The 20259-nt window shown below is 42.4% G+C and carries 15 protein-coding genes; 7 read left to right on the top strand and 8 right to left on the bottom strand.

The window, feature by feature from the left end; all coding sequences use genetic code 11:
- The first annotated feature begins 45 nt into the window (after positions 1-45).
- The 5 genes from FHW36_RS16000 to FHW36_RS16020 all read left to right on the top strand — a co-directional run bounded on the left by FHW36_RS16000 (position 46) and on the right by FHW36_RS16020 (position 8936).
- Complete coding sequence (locus FHW36_RS16000) at positions 46-399, top strand: YciI family protein (RefSeq protein WP_145670573.1); 354 nt, start codon at positions 46-48, stop codon at positions 397-399.
- A complete protein-coding gene (locus FHW36_RS16005) occupies positions 389-1639 on the top strand; it encodes an RNA polymerase sigma factor (protein WP_222429092.1) in 1251 nt (416 codons plus the stop codon). Before FHW36_RS16000 ends, FHW36_RS16005 begins: the two co-directional genes overlap by 11 nt.
- Positions 1640-1957: 318 nt before the next feature.
- Positions 1958-2794: an AraC family transcriptional regulator gene (locus tag FHW36_RS16010; RefSeq protein ID WP_145670574.1), complete on the top strand. Its 837-nt coding sequence runs from the start codon at positions 1958-1960 to the stop codon at positions 2792-2794.
- A gap of 81 nt (positions 2795-2875) precedes the next feature.
- Positions 2876-3979 (top strand): FAD-dependent monooxygenase, encoded by a 1104-nt coding sequence (locus FHW36_RS16015; RefSeq protein WP_145670575.1) that lies wholly within the window; start codon positions 2876-2878, stop codon positions 3977-3979.
- A gap of 559 nt (positions 3980-4538) precedes the next feature.
- Positions 4539-8936, top strand: a complete 4398-nt coding sequence (locus tag FHW36_RS16020) for a T9SS type A sorting domain-containing protein (protein WP_145670576.1) — start codon at positions 4539-4541, stop codon at positions 8934-8936.
- A gap of 180 nt (positions 8937-9116) precedes the next feature.
- Here FHW36_RS16020 and FHW36_RS16025 read toward each other — a convergent pair whose 3' ends face one another.
- From FHW36_RS16025 to FHW36_RS16035, 3 genes are all read right to left on the bottom strand, one after another.
- Positions 9117-9671: a hypothetical protein gene (locus tag FHW36_RS16025; RefSeq protein ID WP_145670577.1), complete on the bottom strand. Its 555-nt coding sequence runs from the start codon at positions 9669-9671 to the stop codon at positions 9117-9119.
- 500 nt (positions 9672-10171) lie between these two features.
- A complete protein-coding gene (locus FHW36_RS16030; protein WP_246121164.1) occupies positions 10172-10921 on the bottom strand; it encodes a DUF4249 domain-containing protein in 750 nt (249 codons plus the stop codon).
- 88 nt (positions 10922-11009) lie between these two features.
- A complete protein-coding gene (locus FHW36_RS16035; RefSeq protein WP_145670579.1) occupies positions 11010-13382 on the bottom strand; it encodes a TonB-dependent receptor in 2373 nt (790 codons plus the stop codon).
- Positions 13383-13820: 438 nt separating this feature from the next.
- Between FHW36_RS16035 and FHW36_RS16040 the strand changes: the two genes are divergently transcribed.
- Both FHW36_RS16040 and FHW36_RS16045 read left to right on the top strand, forming a co-directional pair.
- Positions 13821-14636 (top strand): sensor histidine kinase, encoded by an 816-nt coding sequence (locus FHW36_RS16040; RefSeq protein WP_246121166.1) that lies wholly within the window; start codon positions 13821-13823, stop codon positions 14634-14636.
- Positions 14637-14663: 27 nt separating this feature from the next.
- Positions 14664-15386 (top strand): LytR/AlgR family response regulator transcription factor, encoded by a 723-nt coding sequence (locus FHW36_RS16045; RefSeq protein WP_145670581.1) that lies wholly within the window; start codon positions 14664-14666, stop codon positions 15384-15386.
- 19 nt (positions 15387-15405) lie between these two features.
- Here FHW36_RS16045 and FHW36_RS16050 read toward each other — a convergent pair whose 3' ends face one another.
- The 5 genes from FHW36_RS16050 to FHW36_RS16070 are packed head-to-tail and all read right to left on the bottom strand — an operon-like array spanning position 15406 to position 20247.
- On the bottom strand, positions 15406-16917 hold the full coding sequence (locus tag FHW36_RS16050) for a helix-hairpin-helix domain-containing protein (RefSeq protein WP_145670582.1): 1512 nt from the start codon (positions 16915-16917) through the stop codon (positions 15406-15408).
- A gap of 4 nt (positions 16918-16921) precedes the next feature.
- The gene (locus FHW36_RS16055; protein ID WP_145670583.1) at positions 16922-18331 is read right to left on the bottom strand and encodes a PP2C family serine/threonine-protein phosphatase; all 1410 of its coding nucleotides are present in this window, start codon (positions 18329-18331) and stop codon (positions 16922-16924) included.
- Between the two features lie 60 nt (positions 18332-18391).
- The gene (locus FHW36_RS16060) at positions 18392-19030 is read right to left on the bottom strand and encodes a vWA domain-containing protein (protein ID WP_145670584.1); all 639 of its coding nucleotides are present in this window, start codon (positions 19028-19030) and stop codon (positions 18392-18394) included.
- Between the two features lie 2 nt (positions 19031-19032).
- Positions 19033-19671, bottom strand: a complete 639-nt coding sequence (locus FHW36_RS16065; protein WP_145670585.1) for a vWA domain-containing protein — start codon at positions 19669-19671, stop codon at positions 19033-19035.
- Positions 19672-19692: 21 nt separating this feature from the next.
- Positions 19693-20247, bottom strand: coding sequence for a TerD family protein (locus tag FHW36_RS16070; protein ID WP_145670586.1), 555 nt, complete (start codon positions 20245-20247; stop codon positions 19693-19695).
- Between the last annotated feature and the right edge of the window lie 12 nt (positions 20248-20259).

A 20259-nucleotide genomic window follows, 5' to 3' on the forward strand; every position in this document is an offset into this window, starting at 1 on the left:
GACAAAAAACTAAGTGATATAAACATCAACATAAAGAAAACTATTATGACTGAATTTGTATATTTCTATCGAGGTTACGAACTACCCGCATCTCCTGAGGAAATGCAGACGAAAACCGCCAAATGGATGGCCTGGCTTAAGGATCTCAATGATAAAGGCCATGTGAAATCACTCGGAGAGCCTTTGCAACCGGTGGGCAAGGTAATTAAAGGCACAAAAAAGCAGGTTATCGACGGCCCCTATGCCGAAGCTAAAGATGTGGTGGGAGGTTATAGTATCATTGTGGCCAGGGATATCGAACAGGCTGTGGAGTTTTCCCTGGAATGCCCTATTTTCGAGGATGGCGGTTCTATAGAAGTACGTCCAATCGGACAGTTAGAATTAGGTGATGAATATTGAGGAACATTTTTTTCGGCATGAATTCGGAAGAATTGTTGCCACGCTTACCCGGCTTTTCGGAGTCCGTAATATCGCATTGGCAGAAGACGTCACTCAGGACGCCTTCTGCCGTGCGATGGAAACGTGGAAGTTACGCGGTCTGCCGAAAAATCCTTCCGCATGGCTGATGACGACTGCCAAGAACCGTGCCTTGGATATCTTGCGCCGGGAGCGCACGGCTAGAGTGTCTGAGTTGGAACTAACGCGGTTTCTTGAATCGGAATGGACGTTGGTTCCGACGGTAGAGGAGGCGTTTAGTGCGTACGCTGTGAAAGATTCCCAGCTACGTATGATGTTTTCCTGCTGCCATCCCCGCCTCTCTGAAGAGGCTCAGATTGCACTTATATTGCACATATTATGCGGATTCCATGTAAAGGAGATTGCACATGCCTTCGTAAGCAGTCATGCCGCTATTGAAAAACGCATCACCCGGGCAAAGAAAATATTGGCGGAATCCACGAAGCTTTTTGATCTCGCCGATGCGGATTTTCCCTCCAGGCTTTCCTCCGTTCTGCAAGCATTATATTTGCTTTTCAACGAAGGGTATCATGGATCCTCACCTGAGACGGCAGTGCGCATGGACCTTTGTCAGGAAGCCATGCTGCTTATGAATTTACTCATCGAACAACCTGCTTTAGTAACCCCCCAATCATATGCGCTTGCTGCCTTGATGTATCTCAACGCGGCCCGTCTGCCAACTCGTTTAGATGGTTCGGGTAATCTTGTTTCGTTCTTTGAACAGAATCGGTCTTTATGGAATCATCACCTCATAGCTGAAGGACAAGCGCTTCTTAACCTTTCTGCATCTGGTACAGAACTGACGAAATATCATATTGAAGCGGCTATTGCTTCAACGCATACTAGTGCCGCCAGAAGCGAAGATACTGATTGGAAACAGATAGTATCGCTTTATGATATGCTTATGGCTATCCATCCTTCTCCAGTCATTGCACTTAACCGTGCGATTGCCATCGCACAATTGGATGGCCCAGAACGGGGATTGCAGGAGATACGCGTTATCCATGACCTTCATCGCCTTTCTTCTTACCCGTTTTACCCGGCTACACTTGGTGAACTTGAACTCCGTCGGGGAAATTACCCGGTTGCGAAAACGCACTTCTCCACAGCACTTTCGTTGGCACGCAATCCTATGGAACGTAATTTCTTGCAACGGCGTATAGATACATGCAAAGAAAGCTAGTCAAGCCGCAGAAAGTAGCAGCTGTCATTATTCAGGCCGCCAAAGAAGTATCGGGCAAATAATTTCCGTACAGTTGCATCTCAATAAAATTATAGCAGTAGGTAAGAGCCTTTACAAAAGTGGTAGGCTTTGGCTTTGAGAGGTGGAATTTGGCTTAAGGGAATTATAACTAGGGATTTAATTGGTATTTTTGTCTTCAAAAATCATCTTGCATAAGGCTTTACAAAAAAAACATTAAATTCATTCCTAAATGTGTGATAATGTAAGATACAGTTATTGATAATGTCTAAAAACGACAATAGCATACCCTTAAATTCAATGGCCGACAATCTCAGTCGAGGTATTGCTATTGATAAAATCAGCATTAAAAAATCTGACTTTAAGGCGGCAGAACAATACAAAGAAGCAACGCAATCACATAGGGACGAAGGACACACATTTCATATCCTTGAAAAAGGAACTGTCATTATTGAAATAGATTTTCAACAATATACAATCAGTGCTCCATATGTTGTGTATATGCATCCTAATCAGGTGCATCGGATTTTGGATTTCACAAACATGACGGTTTGTTCTCTGGCTATTAAAAATGAAAACCTAAACCCGGACTACCTTACATTTTTGGAAGAACTTTTGCCTGCAAAGCCATTGGCCTTGACGAAAGAAACTTATAGCGAAATTTTTGAAACCTTTTCGCTTTGCTTCAAATTTTCAAAGCAAACCCATAACAAGTTACACCATCTACTTTTAAATGATAGTTGCAATGCGTTGGTGGCATTGATTATTTCGGCGTTTTTAAGTCGGGAAAAACCTTCAAATAAACTTTCAAGGGCTGAGCTAATCACAAAATCATTCCGGCAGTTATTAGAAAAAAATTATTACACAATTAAGCGACCAACCGAATACGCAAAGCAGCTAAATATTTCAACTCATTACTTAAACGAAAGCGTAAAGAACACAACAGGAACAGCTGTTTCACAGCATATTCAGGAACGGATTATCCTGGAAGCCAAACGTCTGCTTTACCATACCGACAAATCAGTGAAAGAAATTGCTTTTGAATTGGGGTATGACGATTATCCTTATTTTTCAAGACTTTTTTCTAAAAGGACAGGTATGTCTGCACTGAATTTCCGAAACAAAAGGCACGATTAATCCAATACTTACCCCGATTAGTCTTTTTCCGTTTTTATCATACACACGAATTTTGCAGCATAAAATTTAAACGAACGGAGAATGGAACAAACTAAGAAAATACTTGTATCGGGTGCAAGCTTTGCAGGTCTGACAACGGCTTATTGGCTCAGTAAATTGGGTTGCAAAGTAACTGTTGTGGAAATTGGCAGTCACCTCAAAATGGGCGGCACGCCTGTTGATATAAAAGGCCAGACCATTGATATTGTTAAACGGATGGGGCTTTTTGAACAAATAAAAGCCAATAGAATTGGGCCTGAAAAATGGGAGTTCAAAAATGCCGGCAATGTTACCGAATATTCAGTTTTGTTAGAGAAATTACCCGACAATGAATTTGAAATAGAGAGAGATTTGTTGCTCAATATGCTTTTTGACCTCGTAAAAAAAGATGTTGAATTTGTTTTCAATAACAGCATTACAGCATTAAACGAAACAAAAGATAATATCGAAGTTACGTTTAAAGATAGCTCACTGCAGGTCTATGATTTGGTGATTGGTTGTGATGGTATACATTCTGTGGTGAGAAAAATCTGGTTTGGACACGAAACGGAATATGCCCATTTTTTGGGTCAGTATTTTTCTATTGCCATTTCAAACAAATTATTGGTGGAAGAAGGCACTTACCAAATGTTTGCAGAACCCAATAAAGGCGTTGCGTTGTACGCTTACAATCATAAAACCGACATTATTTTTACTTTCCGTCCCGAAGCAGAGATTCCTTATGATTTTCGCAATCAGCAGCAACAAAAGCAAATGATTTTAACGCAATTTGAAAATGTTGGTTGGCGGACCAAAGAATTATTGGGAGAACTTATAAACGCCAAATCATTCTTCTTCGACAAATTTTGCCAGATAAAAATGCCTTCGTGGACAAAAGGGCGAGTAGCGTTGGTAGGCGATGCAGGCTATTGTGCTTCGCCGGCGGCAGGTATGGGTGGTGCGTTAGCGATAATCGGCGCAAAATCATTGGCAGACGCTTTTGAACAACACAATGGAAATTTTGAATTAGCTTTTGAATCATACAACAAAACCCTTCGACCATTCATAGAAGAAGTGCAGGCAGGAGCAGTAGAAATGTTGGACAAATTGTTACCCAGAACAGAAGAGGAAGTGAGGCTAAGAAATCAACATGGGATTGAAATTTGAAGTAACTGAGCAATCATAAATAAATGAAGCCAATCAGCTTATGATACAGGGAGCATTGTTTCGAAAATCGTGTGCAGTTAGGCGCCTATAAAAAAAATAAGCAGGAACCGAATAAGAATGGGAAAAAAATAGTATTTTCCAGTAGGGAATCTGATAAGTTAAACCCGTTATTCCTTAATCTACTGACATTCCTTAAAAAGGCTTGTCAGTCTTTGATTTCCACATCTAGAGCGCGATAATAAATCATTGCAAAAGAAAGTACTGACAAGCCCCTTCTTGTCTGTTCATTCTCTACCTCAGTTTATCAGTATCAATATTTTGCATGGGAGCACGAAACAGTGAATATTTATCTAAATACAATTAAAACTATGACAAACTCGATTGCACACAAAGAATTCACAGTGAACGATGTAGGCCAGCTTTCTCAGGATTGACCCTTCTTGAGAGTATATTGTATTACATCGTATTAACAAACCCTGTCAGCCATATGCTTACGCCGGTTTAAGGCTGGTATTTTATCAATCAATCTATTTCCACAACCCTAAGAATTTGTACCCTTATGATCAAAAAAACTATCCTTACAGCGCTATGCGTTGGAGTATTTCAATTTGCCCATTCCCAACAAAAGGTGCAGACCAGTCATGAAGCCGAAGAAAATGAGCAGCTTGACCAGGAATTTAAAAATACCCAATGGTATAAATTAATGCAAAAGCCACATGCCAACTATTTCAGTATCCGGAAGAAATTTGACAGGTATATGGAGCGGCATCCGCAGGGGGAAGGCCCCAGGGAAACGGGCGAAGAATGGTTCCGGAAAAGTATTTATTACCTGGATAGTAAGGGGAGGGTACAGGCTCCTCCTGCCTTTAACTACCTGGGTCTTCGTGCAGGTATTGTCCCTACTTCAAATGTTACAGACACGATGGCGGGAGACTGGCGTATGATCGGCCCGCGTAACCAAACATTGCCAGGTGGGGGGGCCGGTGTAAAGGGAGGATTCTCCTATTGTGTGCGGATAGACCCCACCAATCTGCAAAAAATGTTCATCAGTTTTCAGACCGGTGGCCTTTGGGTATCCTCTAATGGTGGCATTGTATGGCATCTCGTAGATGGCAATATGCCTGATAACCCTTATTTTGATATTGTTGTTTGCCCCGTCAACACAAACATCGTATATGCCATTTCAAAATCCGCCGTCATCAAGTCCACCGACGGAGGTTATACCTGGGCGGTAACCGGACTTAATAGTACCACTTATTCTTCAGGGCAGGGAGTCGATGTGGCAGTGTCTCCTTCCGATCCCAATATTGTTGTGGCTCGCTGGGGTAATTCATTATACCGGTCAACGGATGGTGGTACCACATGGACTTCCATTTTATCTTCCCTGAATACCATTAATGCAGATGGCTATGTCAATAATACCGGTGGGATCCTGGAATGGAGTAATAATGACCAAAACCGTGTTTTCTTTATAGATGCAGCATGGGACGGCACCACGGCTGCCATTTATGCCTCCACTAATAAAGGAGCCTCCTTTACAAAATTGACAACAATTAATATTCCTACAGACATTCCGAGCCAATACCAAAACTTAAAGTTCATAAAAATTGCGACGGCAACAGATAACACATCTGCTGTTTTTGCTTTTTTAAACTGTGGTTATAACTATATGCAGTTATATCAAACGGATGTGAGCAATGGAGCTACAACGCTCCTGCGGAAAAATATGGTCAATAATTCAGGAGCTGACGCCATAGCAATGGATATCAATAATTCCAATAACATTATTTATGGTACCTATGGCGAAACAAATGTCCATTACTCAACAGATAACGGGCAAACTTTTGCTACATCCAACCCGATGCACTTCGATATCAGGTCGATACATATTGTTAATGGCAAAGTCATGGTGGGAAATGATGGGGAAACCGTAGTGTCGAACGACAAAGGCGCCACTTTTTATAATGTTTCCGGAGGCATTTCAAATATTGAACTCTGGGGTTTTGGTGCTTCCTTTAAGTCTGATATTCTGGCTGCCGGCTGTAACCACGGTCCTCTTACTATTCGCGACTATGTCGGGAATGGAGGCTGGTACACTGTATTCGGAGCTGATCAGCAAAACACGGATGTGAACCCGCTCGACAGTATTCATGTAATCACCAGGGGATATGGGACCTCTTTAGTATCAAGAACAGGGATGGGCACATTTACATCTACTCCTACCCAGGTGGATCCTGGCAGAGAAGACTGGATCAATAACCTGACCTATCATCCACATTTGTTTAATACGATCGAAAGCCACACTGCAGGCGACTTCCCGGAAGATACTCCTGTTGCCACAAGGCAAATCTGGCGGAAATCCCTGATCAGAAGCGACGACAATGGCCTTACGCTCAAGGTGGTGTATACTTTCAACGACAGGTTAATGAGCGAAAAAATCTGTATGAAAGATACCAATCGCATTTATTGTATCGTTTCCCCTTCCAATAACCATTTATGGAAAACTTCCAACGGTGGCGTAAACTGGACAGAAATCACGCCCAGTACATCAGTAACCGGATCGGGTGTAACAAACATCAGTGATGTGGCAGTGAGCGATACGAATCCTGATGAGATATGGGTAACTTATTCGGGCGTGCAGGGCACCTGCAAAGTGCTACATTCAACAGATGGTGGTGCGAGTTATACTAACCTCACTACAGCTACGCTTGGCTCATATCCTATTTTTAAAATAATTTTTCAGCGGGGTACCAACGGTGGTGTTTATGTAGGAAATAAATCAGGTGTTTTCTATCGGAATAATAGCATGGCCGACTGGCAGAAACTAGGTACAGGACTACCGATGCTGGAGGTACATAACCTGTTTATCAATTATTATAAAGGAAAATTATTGATCGGTACCACCAGGGGGGCCTGGGATCATGATCTCTACGAACATTCCTCCACGAAAGCACAAATATCTGCCAGTACAAAAAATCCCAGTTGCCAGTCTCCAACGGTACAATTCCGGGATTACAGTGTAGTGAGCAATGGAGGCACTGGCGCCACCTATTCCTGGAAATTCCCCGGAGGTACGCCATCTACTTCTACCTCAGAAACACCGTTGGTCAACTATGCTGGTGCTTCGGCAGGTAGTTATGACGTTGAATTAACCGTTACAGACCAATATGGGACCAGTACGCACAAACTTACCAATTTTATCACTTATGATCCTGCCATTTGCTGTCAAAGCACTGCTCCAGGCTGGACATCGGAAGACATTGGAGGCCCGGCAATAGCTGGATCGACCTGTTATAATTCCAGCTTAAACCGTTTCACGGTGAAGGCATCTGGTACCGATATATGGAATACTTCAGATCAGTTCCGGTTCAATGACACTGCGCTGAACGGTAACGGACAAATTATCGCAAGAGTTGCAAGCTTTAATGGTACCAATGTCTGGGCAAAAGCTGGTGTGATGATCCGGGAAACCAACAATGCTAACAGTCAAAATGTATTCATTGCAATAACGCCAGGTAATGGCGTTACTTTTCAGTACAGAACGCCTACCGGTAGCTATTCTTCATACACAAGTGGGGCTACAACTGCCCCTACACCATATTGGATTAAACTTGTACGGTCAGGTAGCCAGTTCACTGGTTACAGCTCGCCCAATGGAATCAACTGGGACTCAGTTAGCACTATTAACATAGCAATGAATGCTGCCGTAAGAATCGGTGTTGCTATTACCAATCATGATAATACCCAACTCGCAACTGCTGTTGTCGACAATGTGAGTGTCTCGTCTTCCTGTATAACGATCACGAAACAACCACTTTCAACAACCACCTGTCTTGGTAACAATGCTACCTTTAGTACCACCGTGTCAGGAACAGGTAATACCTATCAGTGGCTGACAAATAGCGGTGGTGGCTGGTATAATGAAGGTGATGGCAACTGGCCCAATGGTGCTGTTACAGGTTCTGCTACCACAACACTGGTGAAAACAGTGAATGGTGCTACTAATAACGGTCAGCAATGGCAGTTGAAAGTGACCAATCCTGCCTGCGGCACCATCCTTTCCAATCCGGCAACACTCACCGTAACAGGGGCTGCTATCACATCACAGCCGGTGTCTGCAACAGTTTGCATGGGCAACAATGCTGTCTTTAGTGCTGCTACATCTGGGGCTGGTAATACTTACCAATGGCAAACCTACCAGGGTGGCAGCTGGATTAATGAAACCGATGGTCCCAAGTCTGATGGGGACGTCACAGGTTCAACTACACCAACCCTGACGAAAGTAGTGAATACTTCTACGCAAAATGGCCGGCAGTGGCGGCTCCTGGTTAACAATGGAACTTGTAGTGCGCTTACTTCTAATACCGTAACGCTTACCGTTGCAGGTACTGCCATCACTACACAACCTGTTTCAGCAACAGCATCCATTGGCAGTACTGCCACTTTCAGTGCAATAGCTGCCGGTACTGGCAATACCTATCAATGGGAAACCAATCAGGGATACAGTTGGTACAACGAAGCCGATGGCTCCTGGTCTGATGGTGCTGTTTCAGGGTCTACCACACAAACGCTCACGAAAGCAGTGAATGCCTCCACGCAAAGTGGCCGGCAGTGGCGTCTCAAGGTCACCAATGGTGCCTGCAAGGTTGTTTCCAACATCGTAGTTTTAACGGTTGGATCAACAGCAAGGATAGCAAATACGCAAGCCTCCACGCTCAATACAAAGGAAAAAATCTCCTTGTATCCTAACCCTACACATAATGTGCTCACCATTACAGGAATGACCGGCAAAAAAATAATTGCTGTTTATAATACTGCTGGCGTGTGCATTTATTCGGCAACAATTACCGAAACAACGAAGACCATTAGTACAGACAACTGGACAAATGGTGCATACGTGGTAAAAATCACGGGAACAGATGGTCAAATACAAAACTTTGAAGTTATTAAGAACTGATAATGATCGGTTATAGTCTTTAAAAAACAACAAAGCCCGCTACGGCGGGCTTTGTTGTTTTTACTCTAAAATTTATTCTATTTTGCCTCTGTTTTATCCATGCTATCAGGCGTACACCCAGCTGTGCTGACTTTATGTCGGTTTCGATAGCTTGCATCAAGAAGCAACAGCAAATTCGTTTTATAGATCTTTAGATTTTATACTTATTACACCAAAGGGGGCTATGGATCTAATCTTCAAGTCGAGCTTAGATGGTTGAATATAGGATATATCTTGAATATTGGATTTGGTTTGACTATTCATTACGATACTCTTTATCCTGTCTCCTGATATTAAAATTCCATTTATCATTATAGGCTTTTTGGTATAATATGATTTTCCATTTACCTTATTATATAAAAAATTGTAACTAAATGTATCATAGATATAATCTTCAAAAGGCGTGTTAGGTGTATTAATAATCAATACTGGTTTGGTAGCCGGTTCTAAATTCAGTTCTTTATTAAAATCTTCATTACGAATCTTTTGCCAGTCATTCACCTTTCCTGCAAATTGAGATGAATCTACGAGCCCATCCACCAGACGAATAAAACTCCTATCATTAAAATTAACAGTCTTCAGGACTCGTCCACCAGTATCAATTAAATCAACAATAGGAAGCGAATCCTTTGATTGCGCTATAGTTGTTATTGGGATAAGAAAAAAGCATATTGAAAAAATCTGTAAGGGTTTCATATTTTAAAAAATTAAAGTGACTAATAAGGGTTCTAAAATTTCAATTGATAGACATGGCCTTATCAAAAATTGTCCGTCGGTGAAGACTTCCTATGGGTCAATAATTGAAAAATCTCTGTTAGAAGTTGTTCTTTCTGCAAACGGATTTAAAGATCTATGGCACATCGTTACTGATGCCGATTAACAAAGAATAACAGGAAACAAACACTTACATTTATAATAGAGCTAAGGCTATATGCTGCATCATCAACAACTGGGATAACGGCTATCTGCTGAAGCTTCTGAGATAAAAGTAAGCACAAGTGTCGTCTTAAATTAACGTTAATATGACTTTTTGTGATGCTTTTTTGACGGGAATCCAGTTAATAGATTACTTATAAGTGGTGCATTGTTGCCAGCTATGAATATATCTTGGGATAGGTCTGTTTTTTTTGACTTGTCCCATTTTTTTGTATAGATTACTGCTCTCTGACAGATATGCAATATTTGGAATCCCATTATTACCGTATCGTATAATCCTTCACATCCACTTCCGATAACCTGAAATATCCATAAGCAAAGTTTTCGAAATGGGTTTGATTGATGATATTTCCCCTCACCGAACCTGGTGTTGCCTGAAATGGGCCATTTCCGGCCCCGGATGCCGCTAACAGTTTTCTGAAGTAATCATAATACCTCCTGGAAATTCCATACAGATTGATGTGTATCGTGTCTCCGGCCTTCAGGTCTTTGTCAGAAAAATATTCCTGCATTAGGTTGCCTTGACTGTTCTGGTCATCGTTTGCTTTATAATCCGGATACGCTGATACTGGCGATACAATACGGTGTAAGTAGTAGTTTTCCTCATTACCATTATCCTGATAGGCGTATTTGATTTCCACTTCATCACCACCAAATCCGCCTTTATCATTCTGTTCTATATTATTTTCAATATGCGGTGCGCCCATACAGGTTTCGGTGGCGGTATAGATCTCTTCATTTAAAACTACTTTTAATGTATAGCTTTCTCCGATAACCGGATGGAAGTTGGAGCAGATATATTCTCCCGTACCGTGCTTTTCTATAAAGTTAAAGGCGATATTTGCTGAATTGGTTATAACGATGTCTGCTCCTGAAACCGTTGGAAATGTGGAATTGTAATATCCGGTGGTGGTGGAGAGTTTGATTTTCTGCTCATTGCCTGTTGTGCCTTTTATCCAGTCAATCGATGCGTCAATGACCAATTTTGGCGGGGCTGTTTCTAGATCCACTTCCACTACTTTGGTGCAGGACAGCAGGAAAAAGCAGCATGGAATAACCAGGTATTTAAGTATGTTCTTCATTATTATATTATTAGCATTAGAATTTGAAATTGTAGGTCACACCGGGTACGATACCAAAAATGGATATCTGCTTTGCTTCACTCAATCCTGTTTCCCTGTTTTGCTCAAACATGAGAGATGCGGCGTTGTTTCTGCCGTAAATATTATATATACTGAACACCCATTCACCTTTCCATCTTTTCTTACTGTCAGGTTTGGGAGTGTAGGTAGCCGATAGATCCAGGTGATGATAAGCCGGAAGTGAATTGGCATTTCGCTGGCCGTAATTTGCAATCGTAATTCCCTGGTACTGGTATTTGCCGATGGGATAGGTGGCGGCTTTCCCTGTCTGGTAGGTGAAAATGCCGCCGAAGCTCCATTTTTTCGTTAGTTGATAAGCGGCGGTAAGTGAAAGGTTATGCGTTTTATCGTAGTTGGCACGATACCATTGGCCGTTGTTAATGCCAGGTTCCGTTGCATTTCTTCCCGGTGTGCGCTGCTCAGCTTTAGAAAGTGTGTAGGAAAGCCAGCCTGTCAGCCTTTCGGTATTTTTCTTTAGCATTACCTCAAGTCCGTAGGCTCTTGCCTCCCCATTCAGCAATACCTGTTCTATAGCTTTTTGAGCAATCAGTTCGGCGCCGTCAATATAATCTGCTTTGTTTTGAATTTTCTTGTAAAAGGCTTCTGTTTCCAGAGCATATTTTCCATTGCGAAAATTTCTGAAATAACCCAATGCAACCTGGTCAAGAATTTCGGGCTTCAGGTATTGATCGCTCGGCGCCCAGATATCGAGTGGAGATACGGAAGCAGTGTTGGAAATTAAATGGATGTACTGGCTCATCCGGTTATAGCTCGCCTTAATGGATTGATCGTTATTTAAAGCATAAGAAACTGCCAAACGAGGTTCTAAGTTTCCAAAGTCAATGATTTTTTTGTTTTTATTGTAATAGGTTATACTCGTTGGTTTCCCTTCTTCGTAAATTTGTAGTTCGGGATTGAATAACACTGCCTGGTTATTGGCATAATTATTTACATGCTGTTCTCCTAAACGCAGGAAATAACTATATCGCAGTCCATAAGTCAATGATATTTTATCTGTGAGTGTTTGCTCGGCGCTGATATATAATGCATTTTCCCAGGCATACTTTTTCTCAATCTGGTCGGGATTGATAGCTGATGTGGAGTCTATGGGTTTTATGGTGCCGGGATTGAATTTATAATAGATGGAATTGACGCCGTAATTCAAAACCAGCTTATCCGACAGGTGATGGTTAAAATCATACTTAAAATTAAAATTGCGGATGTCCGACACCCAGTCAATGCCGACATATTTTATCTTCAGGCCATAATCATATTTACTGTAAATGAACGATGCATTGGAGAAAAATTTATCAGAAAAAATATGATTCCAACGAAGATTAAAGAAGGAGTTACCATAATTGTTGCTGAAGAAATTGTTAAAATCCATTTTATCCTTGCCGAAGTATCCTGAAAGAAAAATCCTGTTGTTGTCATTGAGCTTGAAATTCAGTTTAGCGTTCAAATCGTAGAAAGAAATGGAATTAGGGTTGTCTGCCAGTTTCATGAACAAATGAGCATAAGAAGTGCGGCCTGCTACCACGAATGAACTTTTATCTTTTACAATAGGGCCTTCCGCCAACAACCGGCTCGAAATCGCCCCGATGCCACCTGTTATGTGATATGTTTCGTTGTTCCCTTCTTTTTGGTAAATATCCAAAACAGATGACGTGCGCCCACCGAAATTAGCGGGTATACCACCTTTATACAATTTCAGATCTTTGATCACATCTGCATTGAAAACGGATAGAAAGCCGAACAAGTGTGAGGTGTTGTAAACAACCGCCTCATCTAATAATATCAGATTACCGTCCACCGAACCGCCCCTGACGTTAAAGCCTGTTGCCCCTTCCTGTGCAGTGGATACTCCCGGAAGCTGCAGAATAGCTCTCAAAACATCCACCTCGCCCATCACTGCCGGCATCTTTTTGATGGTGGAGATAGAGAGTTTATTTACACTCATTTCAGGTTTTCGGATGTTGTTTGCTGATCCGTTGTATTTTATCACGACTTCATTTAGGTTTTTGCTTTTTTCAAGCATTGAGAAATTCTTTCTGGTGTTTGCTGCCAGAACGATATGTTCCTCAATAGTCTCAAATCCCACGCAGCTGATAACGATGGTATATTCGCCTTTGGGTAAGGTGACGGAATAAAAACCGTATGCATTAGTGATGGTGGAAATTTTTGCACCTGGAATGAAAATGCTTGCGCCGATAATTGTTTCGGTACTTGTTTTCATGTTGATTATTCCACTCAATGTGACTTTCTCCTGTGAATAAGCCCCCAATGAAATGGTTATAAGCAGCAATGTATAAATGATCTTGTGTCTCATCCTTTAGAAATCGATTTAACAATTACAAATTCGACACAAAACTATTCCTTTGGATAACCGCCTTTTTGTAATTATACCAAACGCGGCATCTTTTATAGCAAAGTATACCAGGGTACTACAAAATATATTGCTTATTTTATTCATTTTTGTGATGCACCTGTTTTCGTATAAAAAACACACGCTTTCGTATAAAAGCAGGCCAGCCCACAGCATTTATTGTTAAATTTGTGCTATACAATTTGATAAATGAATGATTTTACCCGTCAGCAACTTATTAGTGAAAATGTCCTTTTCCGTTTCCTGGTTTCACCTAACCTCAGGATATTCAGGCATCTGCTGCTCATTGTTTTTATAGGTATAGTACTGTACAATAGCACACCCGTAATTGATAGCCCGATCGCAGTATTTTTATATTTTATTATATTGTTCTATGTAAATATGTATGTGCTGGTGCCAAAGCTTTTGTTCAGGAATAGAAATATCGCCTATTGCTTATCTGTGCTAGGCATCCTGCTTGTGGTGGCTTTTTGTGGTTATTTTTTCAATCCTTTTAACAAAGAAAATGGGCTGAATATCCCACTTTTTTCCTTCCTGACCGTGCTGCTACTGGCGGCTTCCGCTTCGATTAAACTGTTTCAGAAGGGAATGATGGACAAGCAATTGATCTACGAACTGGAACAATCGAAAGCTTATGCAGAACTGGAGCAATTGAAAAACCAGATCAACCCGCATTTTTTGTTTAATATGCTGAACAATGCCAATGTGCTGACAAAGAAAGATCCGGAGAAAGCTTCACAGGTCTTAATGAAGTTGAGCGATTTACTTCGCTATCAACTTTACGACAGTGCAAGAGATCGTGTACTGCTGACTTCAGATATTCATTTCCTGGAAGATTTTTTAAATTTGGAAAAGATAAGGCGGGATAGCTTTGATATCCTGATTTCAAAAGAGGGAGATTTGAGCGGCGTGCAAATTCCTCCCTTGTTGTTCATCCCGTTTGTGGAAAATGCTGTGAAACACAACAACGATGCAGCGAGATCGTCTTACGTTAATTTGTATTTCGATGTTAGCAACGATGAACTTTTCTTTAAATGCATCAATTCCAAGCCCCTGTTTAAATCCGTTAGTAATACAGGCGGATTGGGGCTAACAAATGTCAAACGAAGGCTGGAGCTTTTGTACCCGGCAACGCATCGTTTGAATATCGAAGATGACTCCGAGAGGTATTGTGTAACTTTAACCATAAAGCTATGATGGGCGTAGCTATAAGCATATAGAATTATGAACTGTATTATCATAGATGATGAACCATTGGCAAGAGAGGCTATAGAGATGCTGATTAACCAAGCCGGTGATTTAGATTTAATAGGTTCGTTCAACAGCGCTGAAGCTGCCGGAAATTTTATGGCAAGCAATACAGTCGAATTAATCTTTCTCGACATACAAATGCCGGGAATTAATGGAATTGAATTTGCCCGAACCATTCCCAAAGAAACATTTGTGATTTTTACCACCGCCTATGCTGAATTTGCCAGCGACAGCTATGAGGTGGATGCGATTGACTACCTGATAAAACCCGTAAAATCAGGGCGTTTTCAAAAGGCTGTTGAAAAAGCCCATACCTACTCTAAATTATTCAAGGCGGATTACGCCAATAACAAAATTGAACAGGTAGCAGACGACTTTTTCTTTGTGAAGGCAGACCGTAGAATTTTTAAAGTCTATTTCGATAACATACTTTTTATTCAGGGTCTAAAAGATTATGTCGTGATGCATAGCGAAAACCAGAAGGTAATGACGGCTATGAATATCAAAACGATTTACGATCAGTTGCCAAAAGATAAGTTTGTGAGAGTAAGTAAATCCTATGTCATCAACGTTAAGCATATCGATTCCATGGATAATAACACGGTGTATATAGGTACAAATGAAATCCCTATTGGAAGTATTTACAGGGATTTCTTTTTCAATGAATTTGTGACGAAGAAGATTGTGGGAAGGTAAAAGCGATCCTCCTTAATAATTACAGATTGGTAATAGTGATATACAACAGTCTGCCTCCTTCTTCATTTGATAAAAGGATTTTACCTCCGCTGGTTAGCTCAACCATGGCATTGCGTGGGATTTCTTGCTGGGTTACCAGGTCTTTCATCCCGTCTAATGCCAGGTTTACCAATACCCATTTGTGCTGATGGAAGACAAAGTATCCTACTGGCTTTTTATCTTCCGGACCCAGGTTTTCGTTCCTGATAACCTTTCTGGAAGCATGCCATTTGAAGAGATATTGATTGTGGTAAATCATCAGGCGGTGCCCTTCGGGTTTCCAGATGTCATTTTTGAATTTGTAATACAGGTCTGCAACAGGTAGTGTGCCTTTGTGTGGTGTGCCACAAAACGGACAGGCAGGTTTATCCGTATTATCGAATACGTACCACTTTTCTTCACAGGAAGTATTGCTGCAGGGCTGAATTAAGTCTACCGTCTTAAGCAGGGCGGTTTCCCATTCGTTGGCAATTGGGCGCATCATTGGGTTGTGAAGGCCATCAATAAAAGCGCGCCTGAACAGCTCTGATAAATACGGGCCGGTAGCGGTATAAGGAATTTTTTCAGGGTTGCCCCAGAAGGACTCCCATTTGCGCAGTTGGTCGGTTTTTACCTGGTTTGTTTTATCGTTGGGATGCTCTACAAAGAGTGCTTTTTCTCCCATTGCCATCAGCTCATCTTTTTCTGTGTCAAGGTCCCATATTTTCCCGCCGCGTAGCGGATGCCGTCTTAGCAGGTACATGTAAATAAGTACTGCCAGTGCATGCAGGTCTGTGCGTTGATTAGGCAGGATACGACCCACATCTGAAAGCTTCAGGTGTTTGGTTCGAAGCACTTCCGGTGCAATGAAATCGGCAGTACCAATTACTTCCGGAGGGAACAGGCCAGGCACTACCAGGCCATCCAGGTCTATGATATTGGCTGATTTGGTAACCGGGTCCACCAGCACATTATTGTAGGAAAGATCGGAATGCGCGAGCCCCATCTGGTGCATTTTTTTAACACCTCTGGAGATGCTAATCGCAATCTGGAAATAGCTGATCCAGTCTCCTAACTCACTACTGTCGAGAGACAGCGGGTATTGCTTGTTTCTAAAAGACGGAGCTGTAAACCATTTTCCTACTTTTTCGCCTCCCTTGATATTATCATTGACACCGTAGCCTTTGCTGAAGAAAAACCTGGAGTCATAGATGGGGACTATTACACCTGTTTTTCCGTCACGTTCTACGGCATCATATGGCCAGCGATAAATATCCTGCAGGAAATAATCCGGGGCATTCCCTTTTTTGATATTCTCCAGATACAATGTGACGATTCGCTTGATCCGGTCTTTCTGATTATAGTCCAGCGGCGTTCTGAAAAATGCGACAACATACTTTCTATCTGGCGAAAAATAGACATCTTTCACACCTCCTTGTTTAGGGCTGCCGTTGTCCACGTATTCATAGTATCTGGAGGCGTCAATAATGGAGTTAACCTTTACTATTTGCATAACGTCAATAAATTATAGCGAGTGTTCTATCATCATGATTGCCTTTGCTCCAGAAGTTGAGCCACGACAACAGCTGGTCTTCAATACGCTCATCCCTGAGAAAGTCGACTCTTGCATTGTCTTCATTTTGGCCGTCAAGATCTGCGAAAAAGGTATCCCATGCTGCTTTATTCTCCAGTTTGTTTTCCGTAACAAATTTTGGATCATAGATACCGTCAGTCATCAATACGAGCCTGGAGAAATTATCAAATCTATTAATGGCAAAACGGCTGGCCATATCATTGGTGAAGATTTCGGGCATAGTCACAAACCTGGTGCCGCCGCCAAATTCGCCAATGTCCAGCTGGTTGAGGAGTTTCACTTCATCGGGATCGCTGGTGATAACGCTTACCGGACAGTCGCCAACACCGAATGTCAGCATTAGATAGCCGTTATCAAATTTCCGGACCAGTGCGAAAATCAATGTGGTATTGAGATCTTTCAGTTGTATTCCCTCCTGGCGGGCAAAATCGCCCAGTGTTGTATGCAGGCTCCGTACTGACTTGTATAGGATATTGATGATGGAAGATTTATGCTTCAACACCTGTCCTTCCTCTGCCGAAGATGTTTCCTGGCCGGTGGTGGTGCCGGCAGTAGTAAGATAATCAATGCAACGATCAGACAGTTCGGTCAGCAATACCTCATCATGAAAGCTTTCTGCAATAAGCGTTGTGGCCATCATCGAACCCTGACGGGAGAACTTGGCGGATCCGGCGCCATCTGCCAGGGCAATGATCTCCCAGTCCAGTGGTAGTTTGCGGGTACAGAAATGATCATCCCGGAACAGGCCTTCATGTGCATGCGACCTGCCACGTTGTGATGCCACCACAATGTGTTTGTCAAGAAATGTTCCGGCATACTTGTCACTGTCTGCCTTCGCAAAGAGATCATTTTTGTTACTGGGCTTATTTAACCAGAGGTCCTTAGGATCAGCATTTACGATAAAAGGGATGATTTTAATCTCTTCCAGCTGCTCCTCTTCCTGGCCGCAGGTAAAGAATAACTGTAGATCCAGCGAGAGCGCAGACGTTGGTATACCAGATATTTTTGCAGAAGCGGGGTCAAAGGATAGTCCAACTTTATCGAGATTCCGGATCTCTTTAATATAAATATGCGGGAAACAGGACAGATCGAACTGGTATTCATATGGCTTCCTGGAAACGGCATTGGGTAGTAAAATCTTGGTGTCTTTAAATGCTTCCGTTTCATTATACATATAAAAAATATTTATCGCCTGTTTTTTGGCGGCAATGATGGATTTTGTCAATTCGTTAATTTTCGCATTGTGTAACAGGCGCGCAACCGTATTGTCCGAAGCTTTACCTGGTGCGATGTTGAACTCTGTCAACAGTTGTTTTAAGAATAGTTCTACCATTATTCTGATGTGCGGTTGATGTAAAATGGTATGGAGCGTAATCGTGGCATAAATACCTGCTTATACGACGATAATTAATTCACCGGGTGGGGGAGGCAGTACCATGTTTTCGCCGGTTCCCTGCGATTTACTTCCTGCTTGAATAGAGGAACTGACCCATCTGAAGAAGGTGGACAGTGTATTGACGTCGGTAGTGTCCAGCCTGACAACTTCGTTGGTGAGTTCTTTCAGAAAGCTGATTTCAGATTTAGGGCCGGCTGCGCAACCAACGATCATTCCGAAGTCCAGCGCCTTTACTTTGGTGGTGGACTCGCGGTATAACTGCAGGTCTGAAGGCTTGCCATCTGTGAATACAAACAAGATTGGTTTCCAATCGCCTTTGACCTCCGCTGATCCTTTTACCAGGTCAGTTCTTACAAGATTACAAAGCATTTCCAGTGCTCGTCCTGTATGAGTAGGCCCGCTGTCAGGACATTTAATTTCCACTGGTTGGAAGCTGGCCAGATCTGTAAGGGGAATAATGTTTTTAACATCGTTATCAAAAGTGATGACGCTGACATACAAGGAGTCCATTGCCTGTGGATCGGATCTAAGCATACTGATCAGGCCATTAAATCCATTATTCAGCGCCTGTATAGGCTCTCCGTGCATAGAGCCGGAGGTATCGAGCAGGAAATAGGCGAGTAATCTTCTGGTCATGGCTAGGCAATTATTACTAATTTCGATGGTGGGGGCGGCAATTGTTCCAGGCCTGTTACTTCTTTTCCGGATTCCTCGACTTTGGTGGAGGTAGTGGATATGGAGGCAGTCACCCATTGGAAAAACTTGGAGATGCTTTCTGAGTCTGCGTTATCCAGTCGCACTACGGAATTGGTTATTTGCTTCAATACTGTATCGTCGGCACCATGACCGGCAGCGCAACCTACGATTAGTCCCTTATTCACGGCTTTGAGTTTATTGTGGCCCCGCTGCCAGTCGTCGGTGGGTCCACCGTCCGTCATAATAAATACCAGCGGTTTCCAGTCGCCTTTTTGTTCCGGTGTTGTGCTGGCTACTTCATTTTGGAGTTTATCTGCCAGTAGATGTAGTGCCGCGCCCATGGCGGTTACGCCTCTGGCTTTAAGGTCCACCATCTGGAAGGAGGCCAGGTCTGTCAGCGGAATTACCTGTATGGCGGTAGTGTCAAATGTAATAATACTTACAAAGGCTGTTTCGATGGCCTGTGGATTCTGGCGGAGGGAGTGGATCATCATCTGTACGCCGTTTTTTACCGCTTCGATCGGTTCACCGCTCATGGAGCCGGAGGTGTCTAATAGCAGATATACCGGTAGTCTTCTCATTTTACAGAAATTTTTGTTATATCAGTTGAATTTGTTCAGGTAATCCTGCAGGCCGCCTTTCATGCCAGCGCCTACTGCTTCAAATTTCCACTCACCGTTCTTTTTGTAGATCCGGCCGAATTCCACTGAAGTTTCGATAGAGAAGTCTTCCTCCAGTTCATATTTGAGCAGCTCTTCACTGGTGTGGGAGTTGAAGATGCGGATGAATGAATTGCGCACTTGTCCGAAGTTCTGGTTACGCGCTAGAGCATCGTGAATAGTTATCACGATACATATTTCGCTGGCATTCGGATCAATTTTGGAGAGATCCACAATGATTTGTTCGTCATCGCCTTCTGCATCGCCAGTCAGGTTATCGCCGGTATGCACCACCGACGCATTAGGGGATTGCAGGTTGTTGTAGAAAACAAAATGTTGGTCAGACAGTAATTTCCTGTTCTCTCCTAAAATAAAGGCAGATGCATCGAGGTCAAATGCACTGCCTGTTGAAGAGCTGTTTGCCTCCCAGCCAAGTCCTATGGTAAAATTTGGCGCCTGGAGGTTTTCTCTTTGGCCTTTGATCAGGTTAATTGACATGATTTTCCTGGT

The organism is Chitinophaga polysaccharea (assembly GCF_007829335.1).
GTDB lineage: Bacteria > Bacteroidota > Bacteroidia > Chitinophagales > Chitinophagaceae > Chitinophaga > Chitinophaga polysaccharea_B.